The organism is Salirhabdus sp. Marseille-P4669 (assembly GCF_900240405.1).
GTDB lineage: Bacteria > Bacillota > Bacilli > Bacillales > Alkalibacillaceae > OEQK01.
In genome coordinates, this window is the sequence record NZ_OEQK01000001.1 from 459,712 (window position 1) to 485,530 (window position 25,819).

Annotated in this window: 26 protein-coding genes and 2 riboswitches; of the genes, 15 read left to right on the forward strand and 11 right to left on the reverse strand. The window is 38.4% G+C overall.

The genetic code is table 11. From position 1 onward, the window contains the following. Nucleotides 1-51: 51 nt before the first annotated feature. Genes tapA through C1A05_RS02040 form a run of 3 tightly spaced genes read left to right on the forward strand, consistent with a single transcriptional unit; the run spans nt 52 to nt 2,218 of the window. The gene (gene tapA, locus C1A05_RS02030) at nt 52-900 is read left to right on the forward strand and encodes an amyloid fiber anchoring/assembly protein TapA (RefSeq protein ID WP_102026499.1); all 849 of its coding nucleotides are present in this window, start codon (nt 52-54) and stop codon (nt 898-900) included. After that, nucleotides 881-1,486, forward strand: a complete 606-nt coding sequence (gene sipW / locus C1A05_RS02035; protein ID WP_102026500.1) for a signal peptidase I SipW — start codon at nt 881-883, stop codon at nt 1,484-1,486. Before tapA ends, sipW begins: the two co-directional genes overlap by 20 nt. A gap of 42 nt (nt 1,487-1,528) precedes the next feature. Further along, complete coding sequence (locus tag C1A05_RS02040; RefSeq protein ID WP_102026501.1) at nt 1,529-2,218, forward strand: LPXTG cell wall anchor domain-containing protein; 690 nt, start codon at nt 1,529-1,531, stop codon at nt 2,216-2,218. 67 nt (nt 2,219-2,285) lie between these two features. Here C1A05_RS02040 and C1A05_RS02045 read toward each other — a convergent pair whose 3' ends face one another. Next, entirely contained in the window at nt 2,286-2,621 is a 336-nt protein-coding gene (locus C1A05_RS02045) for a helix-turn-helix domain-containing protein (protein ID WP_102026502.1), read from the reverse strand. 321 nt (nt 2,622-2,942) lie between these two features. Here C1A05_RS02045 and C1A05_RS02050 point away from each other — a divergent pair, with 321 nt between their 5' ends. Further along, nucleotides 2,943-3,713, forward strand: a complete 771-nt coding sequence (locus tag C1A05_RS02050) for a tyrosine-protein phosphatase (protein WP_102026503.1) — start codon at nt 2,943-2,945, stop codon at nt 3,711-3,713. Nucleotides 3,714-3,920: 207 nt separating this feature from the next. On the opposite strand, the gene C1A05_RS18515 is transcribed toward C1A05_RS02050, so the two are convergent. The 6 genes from C1A05_RS18515 to C1A05_RS02080 all read right to left on the reverse strand — a co-directional run bounded on the left by C1A05_RS18515 (nt 3,921) and on the right by C1A05_RS02080 (nt 8,021). Next, the gene (locus C1A05_RS18515; RefSeq protein WP_102026504.1) at nt 3,921-4,457 is read right to left on the reverse strand and encodes a competence protein ComK; all 537 of its coding nucleotides are present in this window, start codon (nt 4,455-4,457) and stop codon (nt 3,921-3,923) included. 59 nt (nt 4,458-4,516) lie between these two features. Then, a complete protein-coding gene (locus C1A05_RS02060; protein ID WP_159461971.1) occupies nt 4,517-4,762 on the reverse strand; it encodes a helix-turn-helix domain-containing protein in 246 nt (81 codons plus the stop codon). 158 nt (nt 4,763-4,920) lie between these two features. Beyond that, on the reverse strand, nt 4,921-5,511 hold the full coding sequence (locus C1A05_RS02065) for a sigma-70 family RNA polymerase sigma factor (RefSeq protein ID WP_102026506.1): 591 nt from the start codon (nt 5,509-5,511) through the stop codon (nt 4,921-4,923). A 154-nt stretch (nt 5,512-5,665) separates the two neighbouring features. Beyond that, nucleotides 5,666-6,916, reverse strand: coding sequence for a replicative DNA helicase (locus tag C1A05_RS02070; RefSeq protein ID WP_102026507.1), 1,251 nt, complete (start codon nt 6,914-6,916; stop codon nt 5,666-5,668). Further along, nucleotides 6,913-7,239 carry a hypothetical protein gene (locus tag C1A05_RS02075; protein ID WP_102026508.1) on the reverse strand — a complete coding sequence of 109 codons (327 nt, stop codon included), beginning with the start codon at nt 7,237-7,239 and terminating at the stop codon, nt 6,913-6,915. The genes C1A05_RS02070 and C1A05_RS02075 overlap by 4 nt, the downstream gene beginning before the upstream one ends. Continuing rightward, on the reverse strand, nt 7,239-8,021 hold the full coding sequence (locus C1A05_RS02080; protein ID WP_102026509.1) for a DnaD domain-containing protein: 783 nt from the start codon (nt 8,019-8,021) through the stop codon (nt 7,239-7,241). Before C1A05_RS02080 ends, C1A05_RS02075 begins: the two co-directional genes overlap by 1 nt. Nucleotides 8,022-8,451: 430 nt before the next feature. Continuing rightward, nucleotides 8,452-8,604, forward strand: a riboswitch (cyclic di-AMP (ydaO/yuaA leader). Nucleotides 8,605-8,742: 138 nt separating this feature from the next. Between C1A05_RS02080 and C1A05_RS02085 the strand changes: the two genes are divergently transcribed. From C1A05_RS02085 to C1A05_RS02105, 5 genes are all read left to right on the forward strand, one after another. Then, nucleotides 8,743-9,999 carry a cation:dicarboxylate symporter family transporter gene (locus C1A05_RS02085; protein ID WP_102026510.1) on the forward strand — a complete coding sequence of 419 codons (1,257 nt, stop codon included), beginning with the start codon at nt 8,743-8,745 and terminating at the stop codon, nt 9,997-9,999. 437 nt (nt 10,000-10,436) lie between these two features. Then, nucleotides 10,437-11,072 (forward strand): response regulator transcription factor, encoded by a 636-nt coding sequence (locus tag C1A05_RS18480; protein ID WP_102026511.1) that lies wholly within the window; start codon nt 10,437-10,439, stop codon nt 11,070-11,072. Continuing rightward, nucleotides 11,068-11,151: riboswitch (cyclic di-GMP riboswitch) on the forward strand. Its footprint overlaps the gene before it by 5 nt. 159 nt (nt 11,152-11,310) lie before the next feature. Beyond that, a complete protein-coding gene (gene motA / locus C1A05_RS02095) occupies nt 11,311-12,096 on the forward strand; it encodes a flagellar motor stator protein MotA (protein ID WP_102026512.1) in 786 nt (261 codons plus the stop codon). Between the two features lie 22 nt (nt 12,097-12,118). Beyond that, a complete protein-coding gene (motB, locus tag C1A05_RS02100) occupies nt 12,119-12,868 on the forward strand; it encodes a flagellar motor protein MotB (RefSeq protein WP_102026513.1) in 750 nt (249 codons plus the stop codon). Between the two features lie 348 nt (nt 12,869-13,216). Beyond that, a complete protein-coding gene (locus tag C1A05_RS02105; RefSeq protein ID WP_234998253.1) occupies nt 13,217-13,912 on the forward strand; it encodes a restriction endonuclease in 696 nt (231 codons plus the stop codon). A gap of 128 nt (nt 13,913-14,040) precedes the next feature. On the opposite strand, the gene C1A05_RS02110 is transcribed toward C1A05_RS02105, so the two are convergent. From C1A05_RS02110 to C1A05_RS02120, 3 genes are all read right to left on the reverse strand, one after another. After that, nucleotides 14,041-14,277 (reverse strand): hypothetical protein, encoded by a 237-nt coding sequence (locus C1A05_RS02110; RefSeq protein ID WP_102026515.1) that lies wholly within the window; start codon nt 14,275-14,277, stop codon nt 14,041-14,043. 391 nt (nt 14,278-14,668) lie between these two features. Then, on the reverse strand, nt 14,669-16,138 hold the full coding sequence (gene nhaC / locus C1A05_RS02115; protein ID WP_102026516.1) for a Na+/H+ antiporter NhaC: 1,470 nt from the start codon (nt 16,136-16,138) through the stop codon (nt 14,669-14,671). Nucleotides 16,139-16,164: 26 nt separating this feature from the next. Further along, nucleotides 16,165-17,319 carry a trans-sulfuration enzyme family protein gene (locus C1A05_RS02120; protein ID WP_102026517.1) on the reverse strand — a complete coding sequence of 385 codons (1,155 nt, stop codon included), beginning with the start codon at nt 17,317-17,319 and terminating at the stop codon, nt 16,165-16,167. Nucleotides 17,320-17,480: 161 nt separating this feature from the next. Between C1A05_RS02120 and C1A05_RS02125 the strand changes: the two genes are divergently transcribed. The 3 genes from C1A05_RS02125 (at nt 17,481) to C1A05_RS02135 (ending at nt 21,068) form a co-directional block, all read left to right on the forward strand. Beyond that, nucleotides 17,481-18,164, forward strand: a complete 684-nt coding sequence (locus C1A05_RS02125) for a FadR/GntR family transcriptional regulator (RefSeq protein WP_102026518.1) — start codon at nt 17,481-17,483, stop codon at nt 18,162-18,164. A gap of 525 nt (nt 18,165-18,689) precedes the next feature. Further along, a complete protein-coding gene (locus C1A05_RS02130; RefSeq protein ID WP_102026519.1) occupies nt 18,690-20,240 on the forward strand; it encodes a WG repeat-containing protein in 1,551 nt (516 codons plus the stop codon). Nucleotides 20,241-20,516: 276 nt separating this feature from the next. Then, on the forward strand, nt 20,517-21,068 hold the full coding sequence (locus tag C1A05_RS02135) for a hypothetical protein (protein WP_102026520.1): 552 nt from the start codon (nt 20,517-20,519) through the stop codon (nt 21,066-21,068). A 192-nt stretch (nt 21,069-21,260) separates the two neighbouring features. Here the strand turns inward: C1A05_RS02135 and C1A05_RS02140 are convergent, their stop codons facing one another. Then, nucleotides 21,261-22,559 (reverse strand): hypothetical protein, encoded by a 1,299-nt coding sequence (locus C1A05_RS02140; protein ID WP_102026521.1) that lies wholly within the window; start codon nt 22,557-22,559, stop codon nt 21,261-21,263. Nucleotides 22,560-23,024: 465 nt separating this feature from the next. On the opposite strand from C1A05_RS02140, the gene C1A05_RS02145 reads away from it, so the two are divergent. From C1A05_RS02145 to C1A05_RS02155, 3 genes are read left to right on the forward strand one after another with little or no spacing between them, the layout of a single operon-like run. Then, nucleotides 23,025-23,405: a YwqH-like family protein gene (locus C1A05_RS02145; RefSeq protein ID WP_102026522.1), complete on the forward strand. Its 381-nt coding sequence runs from the start codon at nt 23,025-23,027 to the stop codon at nt 23,403-23,405. Next, entirely contained in the window at nt 23,398-23,676 is a 279-nt protein-coding gene (locus tag C1A05_RS02150; protein ID WP_102026523.1) for a DUF5344 family protein, read from the forward strand. Before C1A05_RS02145 ends, C1A05_RS02150 begins: the two co-directional genes overlap by 8 nt. A gap of 16 nt (nt 23,677-23,692) precedes the next feature. Beyond that, nucleotides 23,693-25,789, forward strand: coding sequence for an LXG domain-containing protein (locus C1A05_RS02155; RefSeq protein WP_102026524.1), 2,097 nt, complete (start codon nt 23,693-23,695; stop codon nt 25,787-25,789). Nucleotides 25,790-25,819 lie beyond the last annotated feature (30 nt).

Consider the following 25,819-nt stretch of genomic DNA (forward strand, 5'->3'; position numbering starts at 1 on the left):
CAACAAATCAAACTATCTTTATAAATAACTTTAGAAATTGGAGTGATTCCGATGCGTTTGAGTCGCCTGGAGAAGTTTAGGAAAAAACGGCTGTTTATTCTGGTTAGTAAATGTGTTGCGATCTTTTACATGGGATTTTTCACCTTAAGCTATTTAACCTCAGGTACCGGTGCATATTTTGTTGCTTCTACAGAAGGTAACATACATTTACTGGCGGGTGAATGGTGGGATTCAAGTGAGCTAATTTTTACGAAGCCGAATAACGGTACAGAAGTAAACAACAAAACGTGTACCCCAATTGATATTTCCGCTGAGATTCAAAATATCGGTTCCGACATGATTGGGCCTACTACATATGAGGTTTACTTCTCAGAAAATAAGGAACCTAAAAATCATGGTGAAAAAATAGCAGAAGGGGAAATAGCTCCATTGTCAAAGGGTGAAAAATTGACTCTTACCTACAACGCAGCAGGGCCTGGAGATTATCGATTTAAGGTGCTGCAACGACCTGGCTTCAATAACGATTACGAAACCCGTGAAGAAATATGGAGTCACAAAATCAAAGTGAAATGTAATGGGAATCAAACAACGAATGATGAAACAACCGTAGAGACAAATGATACCGAAGAAGAAAAACCTCAAGTAGACGAAACTAACGAGAATAACCAACAAACCAATCCATCCACCAACGAGCAAACAACGGAAGACAAAAACGAGGAACCAACAGACAGCACACCTAATGAAGAGTCTACAGAAACCACACCACCAGAAGAAGAAAACAACACTGATGAGGAAAATACAACGGAAACAACTGAACCAGCTACACAAAACGTGGAAGAGGATGAGAAGACAGAAGTAGAAACAAAGGATGGTGAAACAAATGGAGTCGAGAGTGAATAAAGAGAAGAAAGAAAAACAAAAGAAAAAATCGAAGGTACTGAAATGGTTGAATCATATCGCGACCGTTGTCTTATTTGGGCTTCTCATTGGGATGCTTGGCATTGTCATTATTTCGAAGGCATCCGGAGGGGAGCCAGAGGTTTTCGGGTACCAATTCAAAACTGTTTTGTCTGGTTCGATGGAGCCGGGGATTCAAACGGGATCGGTAATCGCAGTGAAGCCTGGTGGAGATATGACTCGTTTTGAAGAAGGGGACGTCATCACGTTCATGGATGACCAAAGGAGGCTCATTACCCACAGAGTGGTGGAGGTTGTCCAAAGTGGCGATAATCATATGTATCGAACAAAAGGGGATAACAACGAAGAAGCGGATAGCGATTTAGTCCTCTCTGGGAATGTGGTAGCGGAATATTCCGGTTTCACCATTCCATACTTAGGCTATTTCATTAATTTCGCACAATCACAAAATGGAGCATTTCTTATGTTGATTCCAGGTCTATTGCTGCTTGCATATGCCGGTTTCACATTCTGGAGGGTGCTCTCTCAGGTCGATTTCAAAAAGGAAAAAGAAGTGGCAGAAGAGTAAGTGTGGGAAATTGATTTGTTCTATAAAAGGGGGAGAATCCCGTTGAAAAAAGTAAAAAAAATAGGTGTAGCATTACTGGTTATTCTGTTTGTCTTTCATTATTCAGTTGGAGCGGAAACCGATGGACCAAATTCCAAGCACGAGGTAGATATAGCAGTTGAAACACCGTCAGGTTCTTACCTATATGATGTAAAAGATATGAAGCCTGGGGACTGGATGCCGCGAACAGTGGTGGTGCAAAACAATGGAGAGAAAAGCTTTGACTACACGACATCAATACATTTTGAAAGTGGTGAAGATTTATTTGAAATCCTGCAACTAGAGATTAGCGATGCAAATGGGGAGCTGTATAACGGAAAGCTTGCTGACTTTGAAGAACTATCGTTAAGGAATTTACAGCCAGGTACAGAAGAGGAGATTCACTTTACGGTTACGTTCCCATCCGATGCAAGTAACATTTACCAAGGGTTAGAAACAAAATTTAAATTTGTATTCACAGCGGAGAACTTCGATACGCCAATAGATAATGGAGATAATGGAACTTCAGATGGCAATGAGCAACCAGTCTCCGGGGATGCGGATGATACAAATGATAAGCAAACAGACACCTCTAAAGACAGCTCTCTACCAGACACGGCCACTAATAGTTTTAACTTCTTAATGTTTGGTGCCATCCTCTTAGCAGTTGGAGGCGGAATCTACCTAAAGAAAAGAAGGAAAGTAAGTGAGTAAGCCTTGATTCGTTCAAGGCTATTTTATTTGGCTCCAATATAATAAGCATCCATTTTTACATGGATGCTTAATTTTTCTTCATCTTCCATTTCGTAAACTCCAAATACTCTCGAAACTCCTCTTTTGACACGCCGGAGTGCATCGCTTCATTTACGAGCTCCAGCCAGTCTGGGTCTAGCGCCTCTATTACATTATCATTATTCGCTTCAGGTTTATTTAATAATACATTTACGGATACTCCTAATTCTTTTGCTACCTTTTCTAACACTTGAATAGAAGGATTTGACTGTAGGTTGCGTTCTATCGAGCTTAAGTATGATTTCGCAACTCCAGCTTTGTCTGCTAGTTCAGACAGTGACATTTTACGTAGTTCACGGTATTCTCTAATTCTTTCCCCGATCATTCCAATCACCTTCCTTACGATACAATTATACCATATGTCAAAAGGTAAATAATATAGAGAAAAATTATTATTTTCAAACTTTTAATATAACGGTAAATATACAATCATAGTAACTTAAAGCCGTACATATGCTTTAAGTAAAAACGAATGTTATCAATGTTACCTCTTAAACCTGGGATTACAAGTCTCAAGATTGAAAGTATATAACGTGATAGCTAGGATTTAAGAAATTAGTGAAAAAGTACAAAAAAAACAACTGTAAGTATATCGTTGACACAATAGGGTTATCACACAGGTTATTAAAAGGCTGAGGTGAATCAATTGATTGATATTCATTGTCACATTTTGCCGGGAGTAGATGATGGTCCACAAATGATTATGAATAGTATTGTGATGGCACAGGCTGCATTGGACGAAGGGATTTGTACGATTATCGCAACTCCACATCATTTAAACGGTAAATATACCAATACGAAATTAGATATAGTAAAGAATGTAGAGTTATTAAATCAAGCACTACTAGAGGAGAGTATCCCTCTTACCATCATTCCTGGACAAGAGACGAGGATAAACGGGGATTTGGTGGAGAGATTACAACAAGATGAAATCTTACCTTTGAACGATTCCAAGTATGTGTTTGTTGAATTTCCGTCTAATCATGTACCACATTATACAAGTCAATTATTCTTTGACATTCAAGTAGCAGGATATACACCTGTAGTGGTTCATCCAGAACGGAATTCAACGTTGATACAAGATCCAGATAAGTTATATCGCCTTGTGAAGAACGGAGCTTTAACGCAAGTGACAGCTTCCAGTTTAATTGGAAAGTTCGGTAAGAAAATACAGAAGTTCTCGACTGAAATTGTGGAGGCAAACTTAACCCATTTCATAGCGAGTGATGCACACAATACTACATCAAGAGGCTTTTACTTACGTGATGCTTACGACTATATAAAGAGAGAATTTGGGAATGGATTGGTATTTCAATTCATGGAGAATGCAGAAAGTCTGTTAGATGGACGAGCGGTTGTTGGGGATCAACCAAATCGAATTAAAAAGAAAAAACTATTTGGCTTTTTAAAAAGATAAATAATTGATAGAAATATTGAGATAAAGATAGAGAGAATAATACTCTTTATCATAGATATAGTATCCGCAACCTTAAATTTTGGTCTTCTTCTAGAGGATATGCTGCAGGGAAGTGGAACGAATATTAGATGGAATTTACTACTATCTAGTCCCAGACGAAGAAGTAAGTAAGGTCACGATATGATCGTAGAAATGCATTCTTTATACTTAATACGGAGAGAGTCTAGACGTATGTTTAGCTTCTATTTTTATGTAATGAACATTCGTATTACTCCCCGTGCTAGAAAACTGCATTATACACATAACACTCCTCTGATACTGCTTCTCCAATACATAACAAGATTCCTCCATTTCTAAATGAAGTCCATTATGAAATACGATGATTGATTGAATCGCAGCATTATGTTGAGAAGAAGCGGGTAGGATACAATTTACATTATTCGCCATAATCCAACTGCAACCAAAGTCGGATGGGGAAAGGGTAGGGAAGGCGTAGAGTTTTTTGGAAGGGCTAATGGGTATGGGGACTTTTCGCTTGAATCCAGTATGATATTCCACCGCGGCTCGCCTACCTTCATACGTGGAACAGTTGTCGAGACAGGCCGAGCAGATTAGCTGAAGCGGCTTCTTCTGGATGTAGATTTTACGATCTTCTTCGATTGCGATGGTGCTGTAGTCCAGTTGTCTTACAGGTAATAGGGCTAACGTTTTTTCAGTGATTCGGTAATTGGGTTGGGTATTCATTGAGGGTCACTCCTTTTGAGGATGATAGAGGGAGTCATGAATAATAGAGGAATAGAAGCTTAGTCTTTTGTAGCTGTTTCTTTTCTAATTTGCTCAAAAATGTTACTAATTTTGATTTTAAGAACAGGCTCTAACTTATATAATGTGTTTGCGACAGGGTACTGTTCGCCGCGTTCAATCTTTCCTAAATTTTTATCACTTAATCCAGTTCGTTTCGCAACCTCTTCTCGTGTTAATCCAAGAGCATCGCGTCTTTGTCTTAAATATCTTCCAAATAATTCAGCTGATAGATCTTCATAGCACAACGACATTCTCCCCCTTTTGCCCAATTATCTTGTGGATCAAAAAGGTAGTACACGTCTTACTTGTTACATTTTGGGATTATATGGAATTTTTAATATATTTTTATTTCGTGACAAAAAGAAAGATAGAGCTCCGAATGAGAACTCTATCCTTTCGTTACCTATTTATTATATTGATCAATCACTTTTTGGATTTTCTTTTTCGCAAGCTTCCCCCAATTTTTCACCGCATTCTCTGTAACCATTTCTTTACTAGCAATCTCTTTAACCGTCCTATCTTGTAGAACAAACATGGAAAACCATTTCCACTGATTTTCGGAAAGGACTTCCTTAATCTGATTCAAAAGAATAGGATCAACACTAATATCAATAGAAGTCGTGAAATTAGCAGGACTCGAAGTAACAGCATGCTTGTATGCTTCCTCAATTTTGGATTGTCGATTTTGTTTGCGAATGACTTCAATCAATGCTTTCTTAACCATGAGATATGCGTAGCTGGAGAACTTGCCACGAGCTTCATCATATGTTTGGATCGCCTCCCATAGAGCAATCACACCCTCCTGATAAAACTCTCCCTCGGAATCACGTATCCCTAACCGATGAATCAAATGATAAATTAACCTTTCGTGCTCCTTTAATACATGATTAAATTCACTAGCCTTGAACTCTACCAAAACAGCCTCTTTCTGAAAGGCGCCTAACGTTTTATTCCGCGGTAGAGTTAGAATAATAGACTTACGGTTTTTGGTCATATGGGGGAACTTTTTGTAGGGATTGGTAAAATTGGTGTTTCGAGGTGGGAAATGGCAAAAATGCGTGTGGAATGAGTGTGAAAATGGAATTTTGGGATGGATTTAAGGAAGTTTGTACTATTTTTGAGGTGAGGGTCTTTGTCCACCTCTACCTTCACACAAACTCCCCAACCTCCTTCACAAACTTCAACCTCACCGTCCCTGTAGGTCCATTCCGATGCTTCGTTACAATCACCTCCACAACATCCTCTTGCTTCGTCTCTTTATCGTAATAATCGTCCCGATACAAGAACATAATCAAATCGCCATCTTGTTCAATATTCCCAGAACCACGGAGGTCCGACATGAGTGGCCGCTTGTTTTGGCGGGCTTCAACGCTTCTTGATAATTGAGAAAGTAAAATGATGGGGATATGTAAATCAATTGCAAGAAGCTTAAGCTCCCGAGTAATCTCTCCAATCGCTAGGTCCTGTCGTTCGAAGTGGTTAGTGGTCGAAATCAGCTGTAAGTAGTCTATGATGATAAGGTGCTTTTGAGTTGGATGGTCATGAATCTGTCTTCTAATGGCGTGGCGTATGTCACTAATGGTTCGTTTGTTATCAAAAATACGTAAGTCCCATGTGGAAATTTCACCTACAGCATGGATGATCGTTTCATAGTCTTGTGGGGAAAACATATGATTTCTCCACTTTTGTCCTTCTATATGGGTCTCTTTTGAAATCATGCGCTGAAGCAGCTGTTTTGTACCCATTTCGAGGCTGAAAATCGTAGTGGCTTCCGCGTTTTTGCAATGATTGGCTGCTAGGTTCAGGGCAAAGGCAGTCTTTCCAACTGAAGGACGAGCGGCAATTACGATTAAGTCCCCTGGTTGAAAGCCTCCAGTCATAAAGTCTAATTCTTGATAGGAGGACATATAACCAGTCCAGCCATTACTGGTTAGCATCTCTTCTGTTAAATGGATCAAACGGTCGTATGTGGTCTGCTCTTCATTCAGGCTACCTGAATCTCGGTACGCTTTAAGGCTTTTGATTAGGGTATCAAGCCCATCACTTGTAGGATTTTCACAATACCTCATTGCGGCTTCCTGTGCTTTTCGGTTTCGATAGGATTCTATGATGAAACGTTCATGCTGTTTGATCGTCGCGGTCGTTGCGATCGAGTCTGCCATTTTGTATAAATAGCTAGGACCCCCAACGTTGTATATCTCTTTACCTAAATACGTGGTCAAGGATACCATGTCAATGAAATCTCCCTTTTTGTCCACTTGCTTCATCCCATGAAAGATTCGTTGATGGTTCACATGGGCGAAGTGCTCCTCTTTAAGCTCCAGTTCTTTAAAAAGGGTGCCATCTACAAGGACTACCCCAAGTACTGCTACCTCTGCTTCGAAATTCGAAACACTCATGATTGGGACTTCTCCTTTACGAGTCTTTGAAATTGTTCTAGAAACGCTTCTTTTTGTTCAGGGGTAACCTTAGCTGCTTCTTTTTGCCATTTTTTTATTTTGTCCATGTAATCGTCCTTTTCGGGTGGGAAGGCTGCGATGTCGGCAATGGTTGGGGGATAGGTATGTTCGAGCGCATACGCATATAGGTTTTGCTTTACACGTTCATAATCCATCTTTTCAAAAACGGGCAACAGGTTTTTCGCCTTTGCCTTAGTTAGACTGTATGCCGGGAAAAGGTCAGAGAGGCTCCGTAAAATTTCTAAGGCTTCGTCCTTATTCATTACCAGCCCTCCTCCGCCAACTCTTTAAATAGCGACTCTTTTTCATCCTGCTTATTTTTAGTCTTTTGCAGCTCCCGTTGTTTTTGATAGGCGGCCAGCTGCTCAATCGTTTCAATTCTAGCCCGATGCCAGTCCTGTAATATTTTTTCGATGTAGGAAAACGAATGGGCATTATGCTTCACTGAGATCTTCATCGCTGCAATCACCATCTTATCTCCCATTCTTTCACACCATTCTAATAAGCTTCCCCTCGCAATGGGACTCAACATCCCGAAGTTCTCCTCATAAACCGTAACGGCATTTTCCGCATCATGATGAGGATGTTTTTCTTTTTCTTTCTCTGTTTGTTTTTCTTTATGTATAGGTCCTGGATTCGTGCTGGAATGTGGTGGGGCTTGGGTGCTAGATTGGTGTTCGGATTGTGTAGGATTGAATTCCTGTTCCTTTTCAAGTGGTTCATTTTGGGTGACTGTTGTGGTGCAATACTCATTATTAAATTTCTCGACTATCGAAATCATCTCATAAATAGGTGCAGTACCTCTTTTTCCTGGGAAGTATTTAATTAATTCAAACTCTATCAGTTCTCTTCGGGCGTTCATGATCCCCTTTTTGGATAAACCAGTTCCTTGCTCGACGGTACTATTCGGTGCATTGAATTGCCTTTTCCATCCGACCATGTTGTTGATGCCGATCAGTTCATACCATAGTGCAATCGCACCTGTAGAAATGTCATGCACAGACTTCCACGCCCGAAATGCATTTAATTCCTTAATGTAGTTCATCAAAACACTCCTTTTCGATTTAAGATTTTGTATTCAATTCTATAATCGATTGGGGAGTGGATTTGGTGTCTGATTGATTTAATTTTTTTGATTGTAGGGCGATCGTGGGGTGGTGTTTTTTGAATTATGTTCATTAACTGTTGAATTATTGATTAACTGTTGAATTATTGATTGATATTGCTGAATTGTTATGCGATTTTGTGGAATAAAGTTGATTTGCTGTGGAATTACGTATGAGAACTATAGAATTGTAGATTTGTCATAGAGAAAATGGGGACCTTACTAGGGAAACATTGCTCATATCTCGTGAATTAAATGGAAAAAGCAATGGAAATCAAAAATAAAGTTAATAAGTTTAGGAACGAGAAATCCGTCCGCTAGAAAGAACAAATGATTTACGAACACGCCATTTTAATGATAAAATAATCTTAGTTCTTTATTGCTTAATCTTAATATAAGAGCGGGGGACCCAATGATTGTGTGGATACTTCCACTATAGGTGAGTTCTTGAAAAAGAAAGGGCTTCTTGTTTCCCATAGTCCTAACCTGAAAGCTAACCTCGTCAACGTTCTAGATGAAACACAGAATGATAGTATGAAGTGAGATAGCGGCACTAGCCGTTTTTTTGTTTTTGAAAATAATCGTTTTTACTCATATCTTCTTGTTTCCCATTCTTGAAACATATTTTATCGAAATCATCATGAAAAGGGTGGGGTTACTATTGAAAAGGTTTAAGTTATCTTTAGCTAGTCAGATCTTTATTGGCCTAATATTAGGAATTATTGTCGGGGGAGTCTTCTATGGAAGTGAGACGGCACAAAATGTTTTACAGCCATTTGGGGATCTCTTTATCCGTTTGATTAAAATGATTGTCGTCCCAATTGTATTTTCTAGTATTATCGTAGCGATCGCTGGCGTTGGTGATTTGAAATCCGTTGGTAAGTTAGGCGGTAAATCTTTAACTTATTTTATTGGGATGACAATGGTTGCGATTGTGGTTGGATTGATTGCGGGTAATGTATTTCAGCCTGGTAATGGATTAAATATGGACAAGCTGGAGCAAAGTGATATTTCAAGCTATGTGGAAACCTCTGAAGAGCAAGAGGGCAAATCGATTGCAGATACATTTCTTCACATTGTACCTACGAATCCAATTCAAGCAATGGTAGAAGGGGACATGCTTGCTATCATCTTCTTTGCAGTTGTACTTGGTCTTGGGATTGCAGCAATTGGTGAAAAAGGGAAAACACCGCTCCGTTTCTTCGAGGGAATTGCGAGTGCTATGTTCTATGTTACGAACCTATTTATGAAGTATGCTCCTATTGGGGTATTCGCGTTAATTGGTGTAACCATCTCAAAATATGGCGTTGAATCCTTAATTCCACTAGGGAAATTAGTCCTTACTGTTTATGGAGCGATGATTTTCTTTGTCGTTGTCGTCTTAGGTCTAATGGCGAAGTTTATTGGGGTCAATATTTTTAACGTACTGAAGCTGATTAAGGACGAGCTCATATTGGCGTTCTCTACAGCTAGTTCGGAAACCGTCCTACCAAGAATTATGGACAAGATGGAGAAAGCCGGAAGTCCGAAGCACATTACCACATTCGTTATTCCAACAGGGTATTCCTTTAACCTAGATGGCTCTGTTTTGTATCAAGCAATTGCATCTTTATTTATTGCTCAAATGTTTGGGATTGACCTAAGCATTGTGGAACAAGTAACTCTAATGTTGATCTTGATGGTAACCTCGAAAGGGATGGCCGGAGTACCTGGTGTATCCTTCGTGGTACTATTAGCGACATTTAGCACAATTGGTTTACCTGCAGAAGGACTGGCGTTTATTGCGGGTATCGATCGTATTTTAGATATGGGAAGAACTGCAGTGAACGTAGTAGGTAATTCACTCGCAGCGATTGTAATTGCGAAATGGGAAGGGGTATTTAACCCTCCAGGTAAGGTTGTTAAGGAAGAGAATTGATATAAAACCACATTTCATTTTGAAGTGTGGTTTTTGTGCTTGTCATGAAGCTATTAATCAAGATGCTTTTTTGATATTTTTAAAGATATTATTAAGGTAACAGTTTCCGTTATTTTATCCTACTAAGACGACCTATAGTAAGAAAGTCTTAGTGCTATTTTAATGCTAGATTTAGGGTGATTTTCATTCCGGGGTAGAGATAGTCTCGGTGTTTAAAAGGATAATTTGAAATATTTAAAATAGTTCTTTTTTTGTAGTTAGTGTAGAAAAATAGTTCTAAAGTATTGGAAAATGTAAGGATATGTTTTATTATGTATTTTACTGTTGTATTATTATAACTTTTTAAAATACCCCTTTGTTGTTTTATTGAAACATCTAATTATAAGTCCTGCCTTTAAAATATTACATAAGTTAACAAAAAATAGAGGAGATAATCTATGGAGGTAACAATTGTTAAAGAGCCATCTCTTTTAAGAGACGCTCTAATAATGACTTTAAAAGAAATTTATCCAGATAATCAATATAATCTAATGGACCCATTAGCGTTAGAAGAATTGGATCAACAGGATCAAATTGCAGATCTAATCATTCTAGATGTTGATTTTGGTATCGATTTTACGCAATTGATTCATCGATATAAGAACGCTAACAAGAAGGTTATTATTTGGACTACCAATCTAACAAGTGATAATTTAGTACATTACTTTAAATTGTACTTAGATGGATATTTCTATAATGGAATGCAAAAAGAAGAGCTGATTTCAGCTATTCAAAAAATACTAAGAGGGGGAATTTATATACACCATGAGTTATCTCCGATATTATTGAATGACTATGCAAGCTTTAAAATCGGGGTAACAAATAAACCGATTCATTTATTATCTAAACGAGAGTGGGATGTGTTAGAACTACTTACAAAAGGATTTAGAAATGAAGAAATTGCGAATCAATTGTTCATCTCTGAGAAAACAGTCAAAAATCACGTGAGTTCTATTTTAGATAAATTACACGTGCAAGACCGTACAAATGCCGTAATAATGGCCCTAAAAAAGAAATGGTTTATAGCAGAATAAGAAGAGGCAAACTCATTGAAAGGTGAGGACGCAAAGCCACGGACCTAAAGTTATTGACTATGGTAGCCGGGTTGCCAGAAAACAGTATCTATGCGTTTTTGGCATAGGCTTTTTTTATATGGGGGTAATGGAAGTTCAGTTCTAATGAATGTCTACATTAAGAGACAGACATTCTCCAAAACGAGAAAAGGAACTCGTGAAACCTTAAATAAACTAATTTGAAATTGGAGTGTATTTTGTGGATAAAGGATCAATTTTTGGTATTATTTTAGGATTTATAGCAATTGGAGTAGGGATGGTCATGAAGGGTGTGCATCTTAGCGCATTAGTAAATCCCGCCGCATTACTTATTATATTTCTAGGTACAGCAGCATCTGTATTAATCGCTTTTCCAATGAGTACGTTAAAAAAAGTTCCGAAGCTTTTAAAAAAGATATTTATGGATGAGCAAAAAAGAGATATGAAACAAACGATTAGTCTTTTTGAGAACTGGGCAGACAAATGCCGTAAGGAGGGTTTATTAGCGCTTCAAAAGGAGGTAGAAGAGCTAGATGATGAATTTTTAAGATCTGGAATTCTATTAGCGATAGATGGAAAAACACCTGAGTTTATTAGAGAATTATTGGTGGAAAAGGTAGAAGCAATGGAAGGTCGACATCAGAAAGGTGCGCAAATCTTTAGCCAGGCAGGTACTTATGCCCCAACATTAGGCGTATTGGGTGCAGTTGTTGGACTAATTGCTGCTTTAGGTAATATGAATGATATCGAGGCGTTGGGGCATGCCATTTCCGCAGCCTTTATCGCTACCCTTTTCGGTATCTTTTCTGGATATGTGTTATGGCATCCTTTTGCTAACAAATTAAAAGAGAAATCAAAGGAAGAATCGCAGGAAAAATACATTATGATTGAGGGAATTATATCGGTGACAAACGGTGAATCCCCAATTATTGTAAGAGAAAAGTTAAGTTCATATTTATCTGCTAGTGAAATTGAAAATCAAGATGATCGTTCAGTTGAATACTAAATGGATAGATTGGAGGTAGGACATGAATAGGAAGAAGAAAAAGAAGAATGAAGAACATGGTGTAGATGAATCCTGGTTATTACCATACTCTGATATGCTAACACTACTACTAGCGTTATTTATCGTCCTTTTTGCTATGAGTGAAATAGACTCCGAGAAATATCGAGAGCTTTCCATTGTCTTTCAGGAAGAATTTACTGGTGGTAGTGGGATTTTGGAGAATGAAGGTCCCCCTACTGATTCAAATGAATCTGAAAAACTACCAAACACAGATGAAGTAGAGGAAGAGAATGATACTGGCATAGGGAATCAAGAAACAGAGAGATTGGAATCGATGCAAAATAAAATCAATGCCTATATTACGGAAAACAATCTGTCCCACGTTCTCCAAACCTCTTTAAGTGATGAAGGACTGCTGATATCGATATTTAATGATGTATATTTTGATTTAGGAAGTGCTGAGGTAAAAGGGGAAGGTCAAAAAATAGCAAGGGAAATGTCTAAATTTCTAAATACGAATCCCCCACATCAAATAGTTGTTAGTGGGCACACGGATAATATTCCTATTGAGAATAGCCAATATGATTCAAACTGGGAACTAAGTGCACATAGAGCTTTGAATTTTATGAGTTTATTACTGGAAAACAATGAACTCGATCCAAAGTTTTTTAGTGCAAAAGGTTTTGGGGAGCATAATCCAGTTGCACCGAATAATAGTAATAAGAATCGTGCCAAGAATAGAAGAGTAGAGGTATTGATTTTGCCTAATTAATGTCTAAGCTCAGTAATGACTGATGTATTAAATTTTTATGCTTATGAAATATCCATGCGCATGGAAGAACAAGGGCTAATAGGCATTTATCATCTATATTTGCACCTACCTGGCTTGGTACCAAATAAAGATCGTTTATTTACTGCTTAGGCTATTCTATAACTAATAGAATAGCCTCTTACGTTTCATAAAAGAATTCTTATAAATCAAAGAATGAATTTAATAATTGAGAACAAGGAATGTTTTTCGATTGAGCAATTAAATGATGGTATATATCACCTCGCATGACATTTAGTAGAGTGCTATTTTTAATTTTTATAAACTTTTATTATATTAGGGGAGATTCATTTGTCAAAACCAACTAGAAAACAACGGAAACAAACGGTTTATATAGCAGTAACGGGGCCGATAATTTTCATAGGACTATGGATTATGTTTCAATTCCATTTTACGAATCTTTATTACATAATTGGTCTCATCTTTTTTGCCGTAATAATAGGGGAAATTGGATCATCATTTGTTCCCGACATGAGGAAAAAAGAGAATAAACATAAAAATATGTACACGGGTTTGCCGGCAAAAAATGCACCTGCTGGTAAGAATGAGAGTCAAAGTGTAAGAAAGACAAAAACGCAGTCTAACCTTTTACGAACTAAAAAAGAGATTTTAACGTTACCATTAGAGGATCTTTCCTGGAGAGAGTTTGAAGAGTTGTGTTTTCTATATTATAAAGCAAAAGGCTTCAAACCAGAAAAGACCTCTGAAGGTGCGGATGGCGGTGTAGATTTAATTATCTATAACCCAAAAGATAATTTGAAAATAGCGGTTCAAATTAAAAAGTATCAGATAAAAAACCAAATAAATGTTAATTTAATTCGAGAGCTAGATTCAGCTAAGAAGAATAAAGGATGTATTGCTGCGGAATTTATTACTACCTCTCGTTTTACAAACGATGCTTTAGTTGAAGCGGATAGTCGGCGCATTGTGTGTAGAGATATAGAGTGGGTTCATTCGGAATTATTGCAGTGGAGGGAGACGCAATAAGGCACGATACCTGTGGTTTGTTTGCTTGTTTTTCGTGTTAGGCAAGAAAGAAGCTTTGGAAAAGGTACTTCCTATTAACCGAAAGTACCTTTTCATTATTATTCGGCGTCTATGATTACATCATTCTTCTAACGTCCTTGTTTATAGTGTTCACGCATGTTGCGACCAAACGCAGTACCGTGAAAACCTACTTTATCTGAGATTTCAAGAGCGATTTCCAGCTTTGACTTTTTTTTCTGATTCTCGCTACTAACCTGTGACTTCACCTGTGGCTTTGGCAGATCTGTTACTAACGGTTGCATAGGTATCACCTTGCCCCTTCGTTTTATATCACCATGATAGTATGTATTTCTATATTTGTCCATAATTTTCCTTCCTTTCAAAAGGACAATTTATAAAAAATTCTATTATGCTTCAGCACTATATAATGATGCTGTATGAATGTTAGTACACAGTCTAACCATCTAGATAAGCGTTTATAATTAGTTTTTATTAGTTCTGGTGTTGTCATAATTGAGTAGTGTCTCAACAATGGACTTATCATTAGCTATTTTAGTCTTAAAATGCGCCCACTAGAACCATAAATCGGGAATAAAAGTTACGTTTAATTAGGAGAAGTTAAAGCTATGTCTATAAGTATAGACCAAGAGAAAATGAGAAATAGAGGAGTAAGGACATCAGATAGAGAAAGAAAAAAGCTAGAACTCCAAATTGGAATTCTAGCTTATATCCTAAGGTATCACTTTATAATCTATGCTACTGCTGAAGACTTCTCGACTCTTTCACATCCACCTGTTCCAACTCTTCATCCTCCAACTTCCGAATACCAAACCCACCCGTATAAGGTGCAAGGAATCCATACAAAGCAGAGAAGATAAATCCACCTAGGTTAAAGATCGCCCACGGTAAGAATTCAAAGTTTCCAACGCCTAAAGTGGTTGCCATAAACACCCCAGAAACGGTCCAAGGCATTAATACCTCGGTAATTGTTATGGAATCCTCCATATTTCTAGAGAGGTTGACTGGGTGTAGCTTCTTTTCCTTATATGCTTTTCCGTAAATATCTTGAACAAGGAAAAAGGATACAAGCGCATTCGATGTACAATTAATCACCGCAAATCCGGTTACAAGGGCAGAGAACGTGATGCTACCGATTGTTTTTAAGTGTACGATTAAACGTTCTAAAATAACATTTAGTGCTTGAGATACTTCCAGTGCGGATGCGAAGAAGAAGGCAACAAAGACAAAGAAGGTTGCGTTATACATGGAGTAAAGTCCGCCGCGATTGAGTAACGATTGCATTTCTTCACTAATAACACTTGAATCGCCACCAAGCATATCCACATGGAAACCAGAAACAGCCGATGCAAAAAGGTTCGTTACTTCTGCACCTTGTGTAATCCATGCTATAACTAAAGCTGTAATCGCAGAGGTGAATAGAACAATAAGTGGAGACTTTTTCATTAAGGAACCGGCAATAACGACAATTGCTGGAATAAGTAAGAAGATATTTAAGTTAAACAATTGATCAAGTCCGCTAATCATTTCCTGAATATTCGCTAGCTGCGTAGAATCGGTTTCAATCCCAAAGCCTACAATCGTAAAGACGATGATTGCGATAATGGAAGATGGGATAGCGGTATATAACATATGCTTGATGTGCTCATATAAATTAGAGCCTGCAGCAAGCGAGCTCATATTCGTTGTATCAGACAGGGGAGATAATTTATCTCCAAAGTATGCACCCGAAACTACAGCACCAGCCGTAATGGCTAGGGATAAGTCCATTGTTGCGGCAATACTCATAATGGCAACCCCAATCGTACCAGCAGATCCCCACGATGTCCCTACACATGTCGAAACAATCGCTGTAACAAGAAAGGCCAAGACATATAAGTAATTCGGGTCAATGATATTCAAACCATAAAACACAAACAATGGAATCGTGCCAGAAATCATCCATGTACCAATTAAAAGTCCAATACTAAATAAGATTAAGATTGCTGGTAGAGCCTTTTTAATTTTGTCTCCCATCACGACGATAATATGGTCGAACTTGTGGCCATGTAACACTGCAAAAATGGCGAACACCACTCCTGCGAATAGGAGCATTAATTCTGCGGGATACTTTAAAATCCCAATTCCTCCGATAAAGATGACTAATGAAATGGCAATAGGTAGTAATGCCATTCCTAGTGAAGGACGCTTCGTTGTAGTCTCATTCATAATTTCCTCTCTCCTCTACATTTTTCTTATAATTGTTGAAACGCACTTTCTAAATCTTGAATCTGAATTTCGGAGCCTTCTAGCCCAATGGATAAACGAATTAAGCCTGGTGAGAGCCCTTGTTCTTGTAAAGCTTCTTCATTATTAGCTTTTACCGGGGCGTTCACGAGACTTTCATACCCTCCCCAGCTAACGCCAATTTTGAAGAGTGACAAGCCATCAATAAATCTGCAAACAGTGGCAAAGTCGGCTTGTTTCAATTCAAAGCTAAGTAATCCTGTAAACCCTTTCATTTGTTTTTGTAAAAAGGGTTTATTTTTTTCAAGACTAGGGTGGTAAATACGTGCAATTTCTTCTTTTGTTTGTAAGTATTCCACAACCTTTAATGCATTTTCCTGGTGCTGCTTTAACCGGATCGGTAATGTTCGTAATCCTCGAATAATTAAAAAGGCATCGTTCGGACTTAAAACAGAACCATTTAGCTGATACCCATAGGTGAAGATTTTATCGACTAAATCATAACTCCCAATTACAGCTCCACCTACCACATCACTATGGCCACCTATGTATTTCGTTAGGGAGTGAATCGATAGATCAAAACCTAGGGTTAAAGGCTTCTGAAAAAGAGGCGTGGACCAGGTGTTGTCAATTGCGGTTATGATCCCTTTTTCTTTTGCTTTCCTCGCCACTGCTTGAAGATCAAGGACATTCATTAACATGGTTCCAGGGCTTTCCACATAAATCAGTTTCGTGTTGTCTTGAATGGCAGCATCTAGGCTTGTCAAATCATGGCCAATGCTACTGTAGCTAATGTTGAATTTTTGCAAATGCTCTGCAAGCTGGGTGGTTGGGCCGTAAATATTGTTGATAAATAATACATGGTCGCCACTTTTCAGCAGGGAGAAAAAGACAGCACTTATCGCGCCCATCCCAGAGCCGAAGCATTTACACTTCTCACCTCTTTCCAAAGCGGCTAGCTTCTTTTCCAGCACCTCCACTGTTGGGTTCACACCTCTGGAATAAACGTAGTTTTCCCTCTCCAACGCTTGTGCCTCGGTAAATTCCTTGAAACTTTGAAAAGCAAACAGACTCGTTTGATAGATTGGTGGGGTAACAGATCCAAACGTTTTGGAAGGGTCCTCACCAAAGTGGGTGCATATCTTTTCGTCCGTATGTAGCATGATTTTGTCAACCTTCTTTCTTTGATGATTACGTTGTACCTATACTATCATACTTTCAACCTGTATGAAAGGTTAAAATATTCTGATTAATTATTTTATTTGAAGGACGGTCAAATGGTATAATAAACTGGAGGCAAGACGTATAGAGGTGAAGCCAACACATGAAAATATTAAAAAAGAGGCGACTATCTGAAATAGTCGCTGACGAAATTAAAGAATATATAAAGAAGGAAAATCTGAAAGAAGGGGATCGTCTACCTTCTATTTCTACCTTGATTGAAAGGTTAGGGATTGGTCGTTCATCCCTTAGAGAAGCACTGCAATTACTGGAGTCACAAGGCTTTCTGGAAATCTTGAATGGGAAAGGTACTTATGTGAAGAATAGTAAACCATTTCACATTCAAACGTCTTTCGATATTGAAAATGAAAGGCAATTTCTATTAGAAGCTTTAGAGGTCCGCACAGCATTAGAAGGAAAAGCGGTAGAGCTTGCTGCCAAAAAAGCAACAACTGCTGACATAGAAAAAATGGAAAGGCATTTAAAGGACTATGTGCAATGTATTGAACGGAACGAACGGGAAAAAGCCAATGTCGCTGATTCCTTATTTCACCAGACCATTTATGACGTTGCCCACAATGATCTCTTGAAAAGCATTATTGATTCTGTGTGGGATACGTTTCATGAATTTTGGAACGAACCGTTTGGGATAGAGGACATTTTCGATAAAAGCTACCCGTACCATGAAGAAATGCTTCAAGCCATTAAAGAGGAAGACTCCGAGCGTGCAGTCGCCGCGTTTATGAAGATTATGGATTTTGTGCGTAGGGCGATTGAAGGGATATAGGTATGACTTTGCGTAGGCGTTGCGTGCATGGCGTGGGAAAACGTTAAGATTTTGTTGAATTATGGTTTGGAGTTGTGGAATTGAAACGAGATGTTGATGAAAAATGGGTGCGTGTGTTGTATTGTATTGAGATGTTGTAGAAAAGTGAATGAGCGGTGGGGAATTGAGTCGAGATGTTGTTGATAAATGGATGTGTGATGTGGAAATGAATTAAGTTGGTGCTGAAAAATGGCGGTTTGGCGTGGAAAATAATCATGATGTTGCTGAAAAATATATATAAACTGTTGAATTGCGGTGGCTTTTTGTCGAGAAATCAAGATAAACTGTTGAATTAAGCCCGTGTGTTGTTGAAAACAAGAGATATGCTGTTGTATTATTGACCCTTATTATCGTAAAGGTAATGACTCTCACCAAAACCAACCATAAATTACCACTTTTATATTAAAATAGTACTATATTAGCACCTTTTCTTTATGGTAACATTAGACTGTAAAGCATCTAAGAACCACAAAGGAGAGGCAGAAAATGCATACATATTCTAGCAAACTAGCTTTTGGAATGATTCTTTTTATTTCGATGATTTTAGCTGCATGTTCTAATGATGAAAAGGTCAAAGAGGAAATTGTGGAGCAAGTGGAGCACCAATTAGAGGAAGAGCCAGAAGAAACAACTAAAGCACAGAAGTCCATAACAAAGCTTGTGGATATTGATGGTACCATTCAGGAAGTTGAATTGGAGCTTTACCCTGATAGCATTTTAAATGATAGTTCAAGCTTAGAAGCACAGGGCTATACCATTAATGATATCGATGTTTCAGCTGATGGATTTATCCATGTCGATTTAGAAGGTCCATACGATGATCATTATTATGGTTTGTTAAATATGGAATTGGAATGGATTGTGGAGCCATCCGAGTATATGGAACTGGAGCCCTATACAGAACCTTATTCAGATGAAGAAATAATGGGAGATTCTCTATTCTTTACTGAAAACCGATTAATGGCCAAAGTGATTGCCCCAATTTCAGTGGATGAAGAAGGATTATGGGGATATTTAGACCAAGAAGGAAATTGGGCGATTGAGCCTAGATTTACAGATGTTACTCCTTTTTACAATGGAATTGCATTAGCGGAGGAGACGGTGAACGAGGGGGACAAGCTATACTACGAGCGTGTCGTTACCATTGATACTGCGGGCAATGTATTACATGAGATTACGAAATATCCTGAAGGGGATTCCGAGGAAGGTATTTCGGTTGATCTAGATTCTTATAATGGAGATCGTTTTGTGCGTGCGGATAATGGTGTAGTTGATGTGGAAACAGGAAAATTCCATTCGTTCGACTTTTTAACGGACGACTATACAAATTTTCATGTTTTAAAGGATAACCGCATCGTTATTGAGGAAAGTGATGAAGCCGACCTGCAAATTTATTCTTTTGATGGAGAATTGGTGAAAGGACTAAATTTAGTTGGGGAAATTTCGGATTATGTGATCTACAAGAATCAGATTGTATTGGCCAATGATCATCAAGTAAATCTTTTTGATGAAAATGGAGACGTTACGACGACTAAAATGGTAGAAGAGAAGGAAAATTTACGTAGTGTTTATGTAAGAATCTTCGAGCTTGATAAAAATTCCGTATCCGCAACGGAATACGTTTTAGGACAAAGCATTCCGGAATCGATGAAAAAGGACTATGTCTATATTCTAGAGTATGAATATGACGGTGCTGAGGCAAGTGACTTTTATGCACTTTCTGCAAATGGAAAGTTTCAGAAACTGGATGTTCCCAATGAATTTGGTGTAATTGAGACATCACAATTTGACGAGCCATTAACTCCAATTAGTCAAGATCGATATTGGGTAGAAGGTAAAGAGTATGCGAAGCTTGTCACAGTTGATGGAAAGACGTTGATGGAAGAAGATAAAAAGTTATTAGTAGACTTTGGATCGTTTATTTATGGTGATTATATTTTAGCCGAACAGAGAGATCCGGTTACTTTAGAGGAAAAAGAAGTTGTTGTGAACATGGTTACGTTTGAGGTTGTTATGGTAGAAGATATATTGAAATAATAGGTATTTATAGAAGCAGACGAAAGAGTAATTGCGCTTTTTTGTTTGCTTTTTTTGAATGTAAACAGATGAAGTTGGTATCGATACAGGTGATACCAACACGGATGATGCGAATGGTGGCAATACGGATGAAGATGAGGATTCATCAGATGAGGGGACTAGCGATAGCGGTGAAGGTGAATCTGGAGACGCTTCAGATAGAGGATCTAGCAAAAAGTATATAACTAGTATTTTTTAACATTACGACACCGAGATAATTTACAGGAGGAAGAAAAAATGGGTCAATTTCTAAGAATAATAGGTTTTATCCTAATCATAATTGGAGTAATTGGAGGCTTCAGCGTTTACGATGGTGATATAGCAGAAACATACAAAGATATAGAAGATAGAAGCTATATGTACGATGCTGATGAAATCCTTATGATTCAAACAATGCACGATGCGAACGTTTCTTTGACTATCCAAGTAGTAGCAGCTGGCATACTTGCAGGTGCCCTCTTTTTAGCTTTAGGAACAATGATTAATGTATTAAATGATATCTTGAAATCCATAAAGGAAAAGGAAAATACCAATAACGTAAAGCAAAGCAATCAAGTCGAAGATAATCAAAGTTATCAAGAAGTAATAGAGTCTTATTTTCAAAAAAACGAAGGAAGTATTGTATTGTACACAAAAGAAACGCCTTTTCCAAACATGTACCAGGTAACGCTAAATAGAGGTTCAAAGCAAATTGTCGAAATGAAATACAATCAAGTGAGGATACTTGCTGAGTCTGAAATTCAAACAATACCAGGCTTATCCGAATGGTTAAATGAAGCATCCAACTGAATGAAACAAACAAAAAAGACGCCCTCAAAGGGCGTCTTTACTCTATTGCGGCGATTGACAGCACTCCACATTGTGCCTTACCTTATAAAGGCGCGTCAAGTTCGACTTACGCAATTAGCTCATCGCTAGAATAGTATAACACCGTTTTGGCAAAATAGATACGAAATTTCAACTACCATATATTGTGAATCACTACGGTAACCGCTCTACCTTCACAACCCAACCATTCTCCACACTATATTGAAAATTCCCATCCGCATACGTTAACAAAACACTTGCTTTGGAAGAATCCTCTGGATGAAGGCTATAACTAAGTAGCTGCTCAGTGGTCGTATTATATAAATAAACCGTTTTTTGATCCTCTGAAATGTAGATGTCACCAGGATTTAGTGCAGCTATTGCCGATTTTAGTTCCATTACATCGACGCTATCAACGACAATCGTGTCCACTTGATTATCAAAAATAGAAAATAGCATATCCTCATAATCGAGCACCCACTCATAAAAGCCATCTTCATCTGGACCCTCGTGCACTGCATTTCCTAAAAGTCGCTTCACATTCGCAGGACGATCACCAAATCCTACTCCATAAATTTCAAAAGCGCCATTTTCCATTGAAAATAACGGACCAGGTTGAATCGAATCCTCTTTCAAAAATTCTCCGCTGAAATATACCTTTGGAGAATGACAGGCTTCGGTACTATTTACAGAAATGATATCGCCCTCCATCACGAGCGTACCAGTACACATGTCATCAAACGTACTTGTGAAAAATATATTATTGTATTCATCCAAAACCCCAGTTGCTTCCACTACATTTGCATAGGAGCTATTGTTGAAAGGATTTATTTTAGAACCTCCAAGCACAATGTTAAACTGATTGCCCTCGATAGGCTCAATGATGAGATTCCCCTTTATGTAATCATCAAGGTAAACCCAATGACCAAACCATGCATCGTCACTAGAAGGTTGCTCCACACCTTCATCTTCGGCTGCAACCTCTGCTTCCAACTCATCATGTGCGACTTCACCAGCTTCAGACTCCTCTTGTGCCCGAATGAAAATTTCATCCGCATTATAATCCTCACCGTCCACGACATAGAATTCCCCATCAATTTCCTGTAAAATCCAAATCATCAAGTAATCCTCGTCCATGGTCACCGAAACCATGCGCCAGTTCCGATCAAACGCATTGTCTAAACCATCGATCACCTCTGGAATTATTTCACTTTTCTTAACCAAATCAATTTCCAAATGACGGATTCCGCCAACCTCATCCACGGTATCATATAAATCCTCCGGTAATTCTTCCTCATAGCCAGCATACCCCTCAAAATGCTTTAATAGCCTTTCAAGTGTACTCGCATCTCCCTCATACCCCGCTTTGTAAAGCTCTTTAACAACACTTCTCGCCCCATTATTACTCGGCTTGTCACTGCAACCAAAAAGAAAAACAGTTAGCACAATGAAAGAAAATAACAATTTTTTCATGATTTGACCCCTCTACGATGATTTATAGTAAGAAAGTTTTAGTTCTATTCTATTATCGACTTTGAAGAGAGGTTTGTTTAGTGGGGGGGAGGCTGATGTTAGGGTGCTCGTTGTTGAATTATTTTGTGATGTTGGATGATTATTTCATTTTACTATTGAATTACTCAGACATATTGTTGAATTAACCAACTATGTTCCAGAATCCAGAAAAATTACCACCTAATTAACTCGATTAGCTAGTGAATTTCACCACTTTTTACTGAATAAACTAGCTTTCCCCAAGAAAAATCCCCCCCATTAATCTAAATAGCTGAAATACCCATTTCCATAACGCACACAAACTAGTGCAATGGTCCCTAAACCCTTTGAAAACGCGCCTTTCCTACTATTTTAGTAATCTTTTCCACTTGTTATCATAAATAATAGGTATGTATAAATTCGGAATAGTGAAAAAGGGGATTAAAGATGTCCTATTTAGCCAGTTTACTAGCAAAATTGGAGGAGAAACAGGAACAGCTGAGGCGTTTGAATACTTGTGCAGGTCAGCTTGGAAGCTTGCAAGGTGAGTTTGCTCAAAATAAACCCCTCGTCCATGATCCGGAATTGACAAACCAGACATGGAAGGGGAGTCTTGCGAATAAATTTTTGAATATCCGCGAAGAAATGGCGATGGAGTATGATGACATTTCGAATGTTCAATTATCCCAATCCCAAAGTACACTGAGCAGTAAGATTGGGCAAATTCAAAGTGAGATTGAATCCTTATATAGTAGTATTGCCGCGGAAAGAGCAAGACTTGCTAGGCTAGCAGCGGCTGAAAGAGAAGGAGATGGTTCTATTGGCTGATGATATTAAGATTCAATATTCGGATGTAGAGCAAAGAGTTGCGGATATGGAGCATGCATCGGGGGCAATAGACTTCACATTTGTAAAAAACATCGCAAATGGAAATGTACTGAATCTCGTCGAAAAAATAAATCAACTAAATGAAATACTAGAACAACAAGGTGAAGAATACAGACGTATTTTAAGAATGAACAATGATACTGTTAAGACATCGCTGCAAAACGTTCAGGAGACAGATGAACAGCTGTCGTCATCCATTAAAGCACGTTAAAGGTGGTTAGGCTTGTATGAAAACAATTGATATACAGTCTTTACTTAATAGCATCAACGAACTTCTTCAAAAAATTACTTCCCAAAAAACACAATTAACAGACCTCCAACACACCATTGAAAACTTCGTAAGTCTAGAGAATTCTTTTAAAGGGGATGGGGGAGAATCGATTCGTCGGTTTTATCAGGAATGGCATATTCCTTACTTATCCTATCGTCATATGACTCTGGAAAACTATGAACAGGTTTTATTTAAGCTCAAACAGGCAACAATGGAACTAGATTCGGACTCATCAGGCTACATTATGCAAAGCTTTCTAGAAGGGGAGCTTGCGAATGGCTTGAACAAAATAAAAAATATAACTGCAGGTTTAGTAGATGAGGGTAATGGCTATATGGATTCTGTGAGCGATATCGTAGCCCTTCCTAGATTACATGATGGGGAGTTTCAAGGACGTGTCCAACGTGCCGACAATCATACAATGCAAACGATCCAAGACCTCCATTCCTATGACAACGCCCAGACGAGTGAACTCGCCACTTTGGATAATTCTATTCATTTGATGAACGGCTATCTTCAGGATTTAACGGGTATTTTTAAGGATGGCACGTTTACGATTCAGAATTATAACCTTAAATTGAGTGAATACCCGGATTATTTGCAGCTGCAAGCGGAAGTTGCGAAACAAAAATTAATGGAATTTAATAAAGTCTTCACCAATTTCTTCACGATGTATTGGGCGATGCTCGGAAGCTTTTTTATTAAAAATAATTTAGATGATGAAGAGTTTGTATACAAAATGCTCCGTGGCTACGAGCGTCGTTATGAGGAAGTGGAGAGACTGGCGGGTGTTAAGCCTCATGAGAATGCCGTGGAGTTTGTAGATGGAGATCACCAGGTTGCACGCGGGGAAGAGATGGATCTTGCCGCTATAGAGGAATATTTAGGAGTACCGATTGAAACCTTTAATTTGCGAGGACTACCGTTACATTATGCGGTAGTCGATGGGAACCTTGTAATCTTTAGAGATAATCCAGATCTATGGTATTATACTCAAAATACAGAATATAAGGCGTTATTTGAATTGATGGGTATTGCCGGGAAAACAACGGCAACATCAATGGGAGATTACCTTCTAGCAAAAGGAGCAAATCGAATCCCAGGAGTATCTACGATTAATGGTAAAATCGATCAGCTTCCGGAAATACCTGGTTCAGGCGGCACGAAGGTAGGAGACATTGGCAAAGAACAATTGTCTGAGGCTATCCAGAAAAAGATTCCATTTTGGGGAGAAATCATCTCCGCACCAGTACCAAAAGCAGGTACCAAGCAGGTCTTCGTTTATGTTGATGACAATGGGGATGAGTATAATCGTAGGGTCGCGTTTACGTTAACTCCAGATGGGGTCTTATCGATTGATGATTGGTACACTGGGGAGTTAAATACCCATGTTCAGAAGGAAAAAGAAAAGGTAAACATTCACGATTTATGGAATTGGCTTGAACCGAAACCGGATGAAAACAATAGTAAAACAGCATCGAAGGAAGCGCAGAACGTTGTGACAGAGTTTGCGTTAAAACCAAATACGGAATTCACACAAGGGAAAGGGCTTGACTTAAATGAGCTTGAATTTGTGGAGGATGTGAATATTCATACGACATCTGTAAGTGATATTCCGATTAATTATAGCGTCATCGAAGGGGAATTAGTTATTTTTCCAGATAACCCAGATGTGTACTACTCCCAACAAAATGTGGAGCACGGCAAAATAAATGAAGTGATTGGCAATTTTGTGAAGAAAGGAGTAGAAAGTGTTGTCGACCATCAAATCGGCAATGTAGTTGGTAAAATTCCTGGATCAACTGCTGCGAATGACTATTTAGATTCCATGCCGAATATATATGGAACAGGAACCACTTCTGGAGAATTAACGAAGAGTACCGTAAATCAATTTGTGCAGGGACATATACCGGGCTGGGAAAAAATTAAAAATGCCCCTGTTCCTGCAGATGGAGAGAAGGAAGTTTTAGTAACAATCAGTGCAGATGGAGTAAATGTAACAGGCGTTAAGCTATTTAGATTAAAGGATGACGGTACGATTACGTTGTATTAAGAGGAAGCGTTACGTTTCTGATGTTCCCTT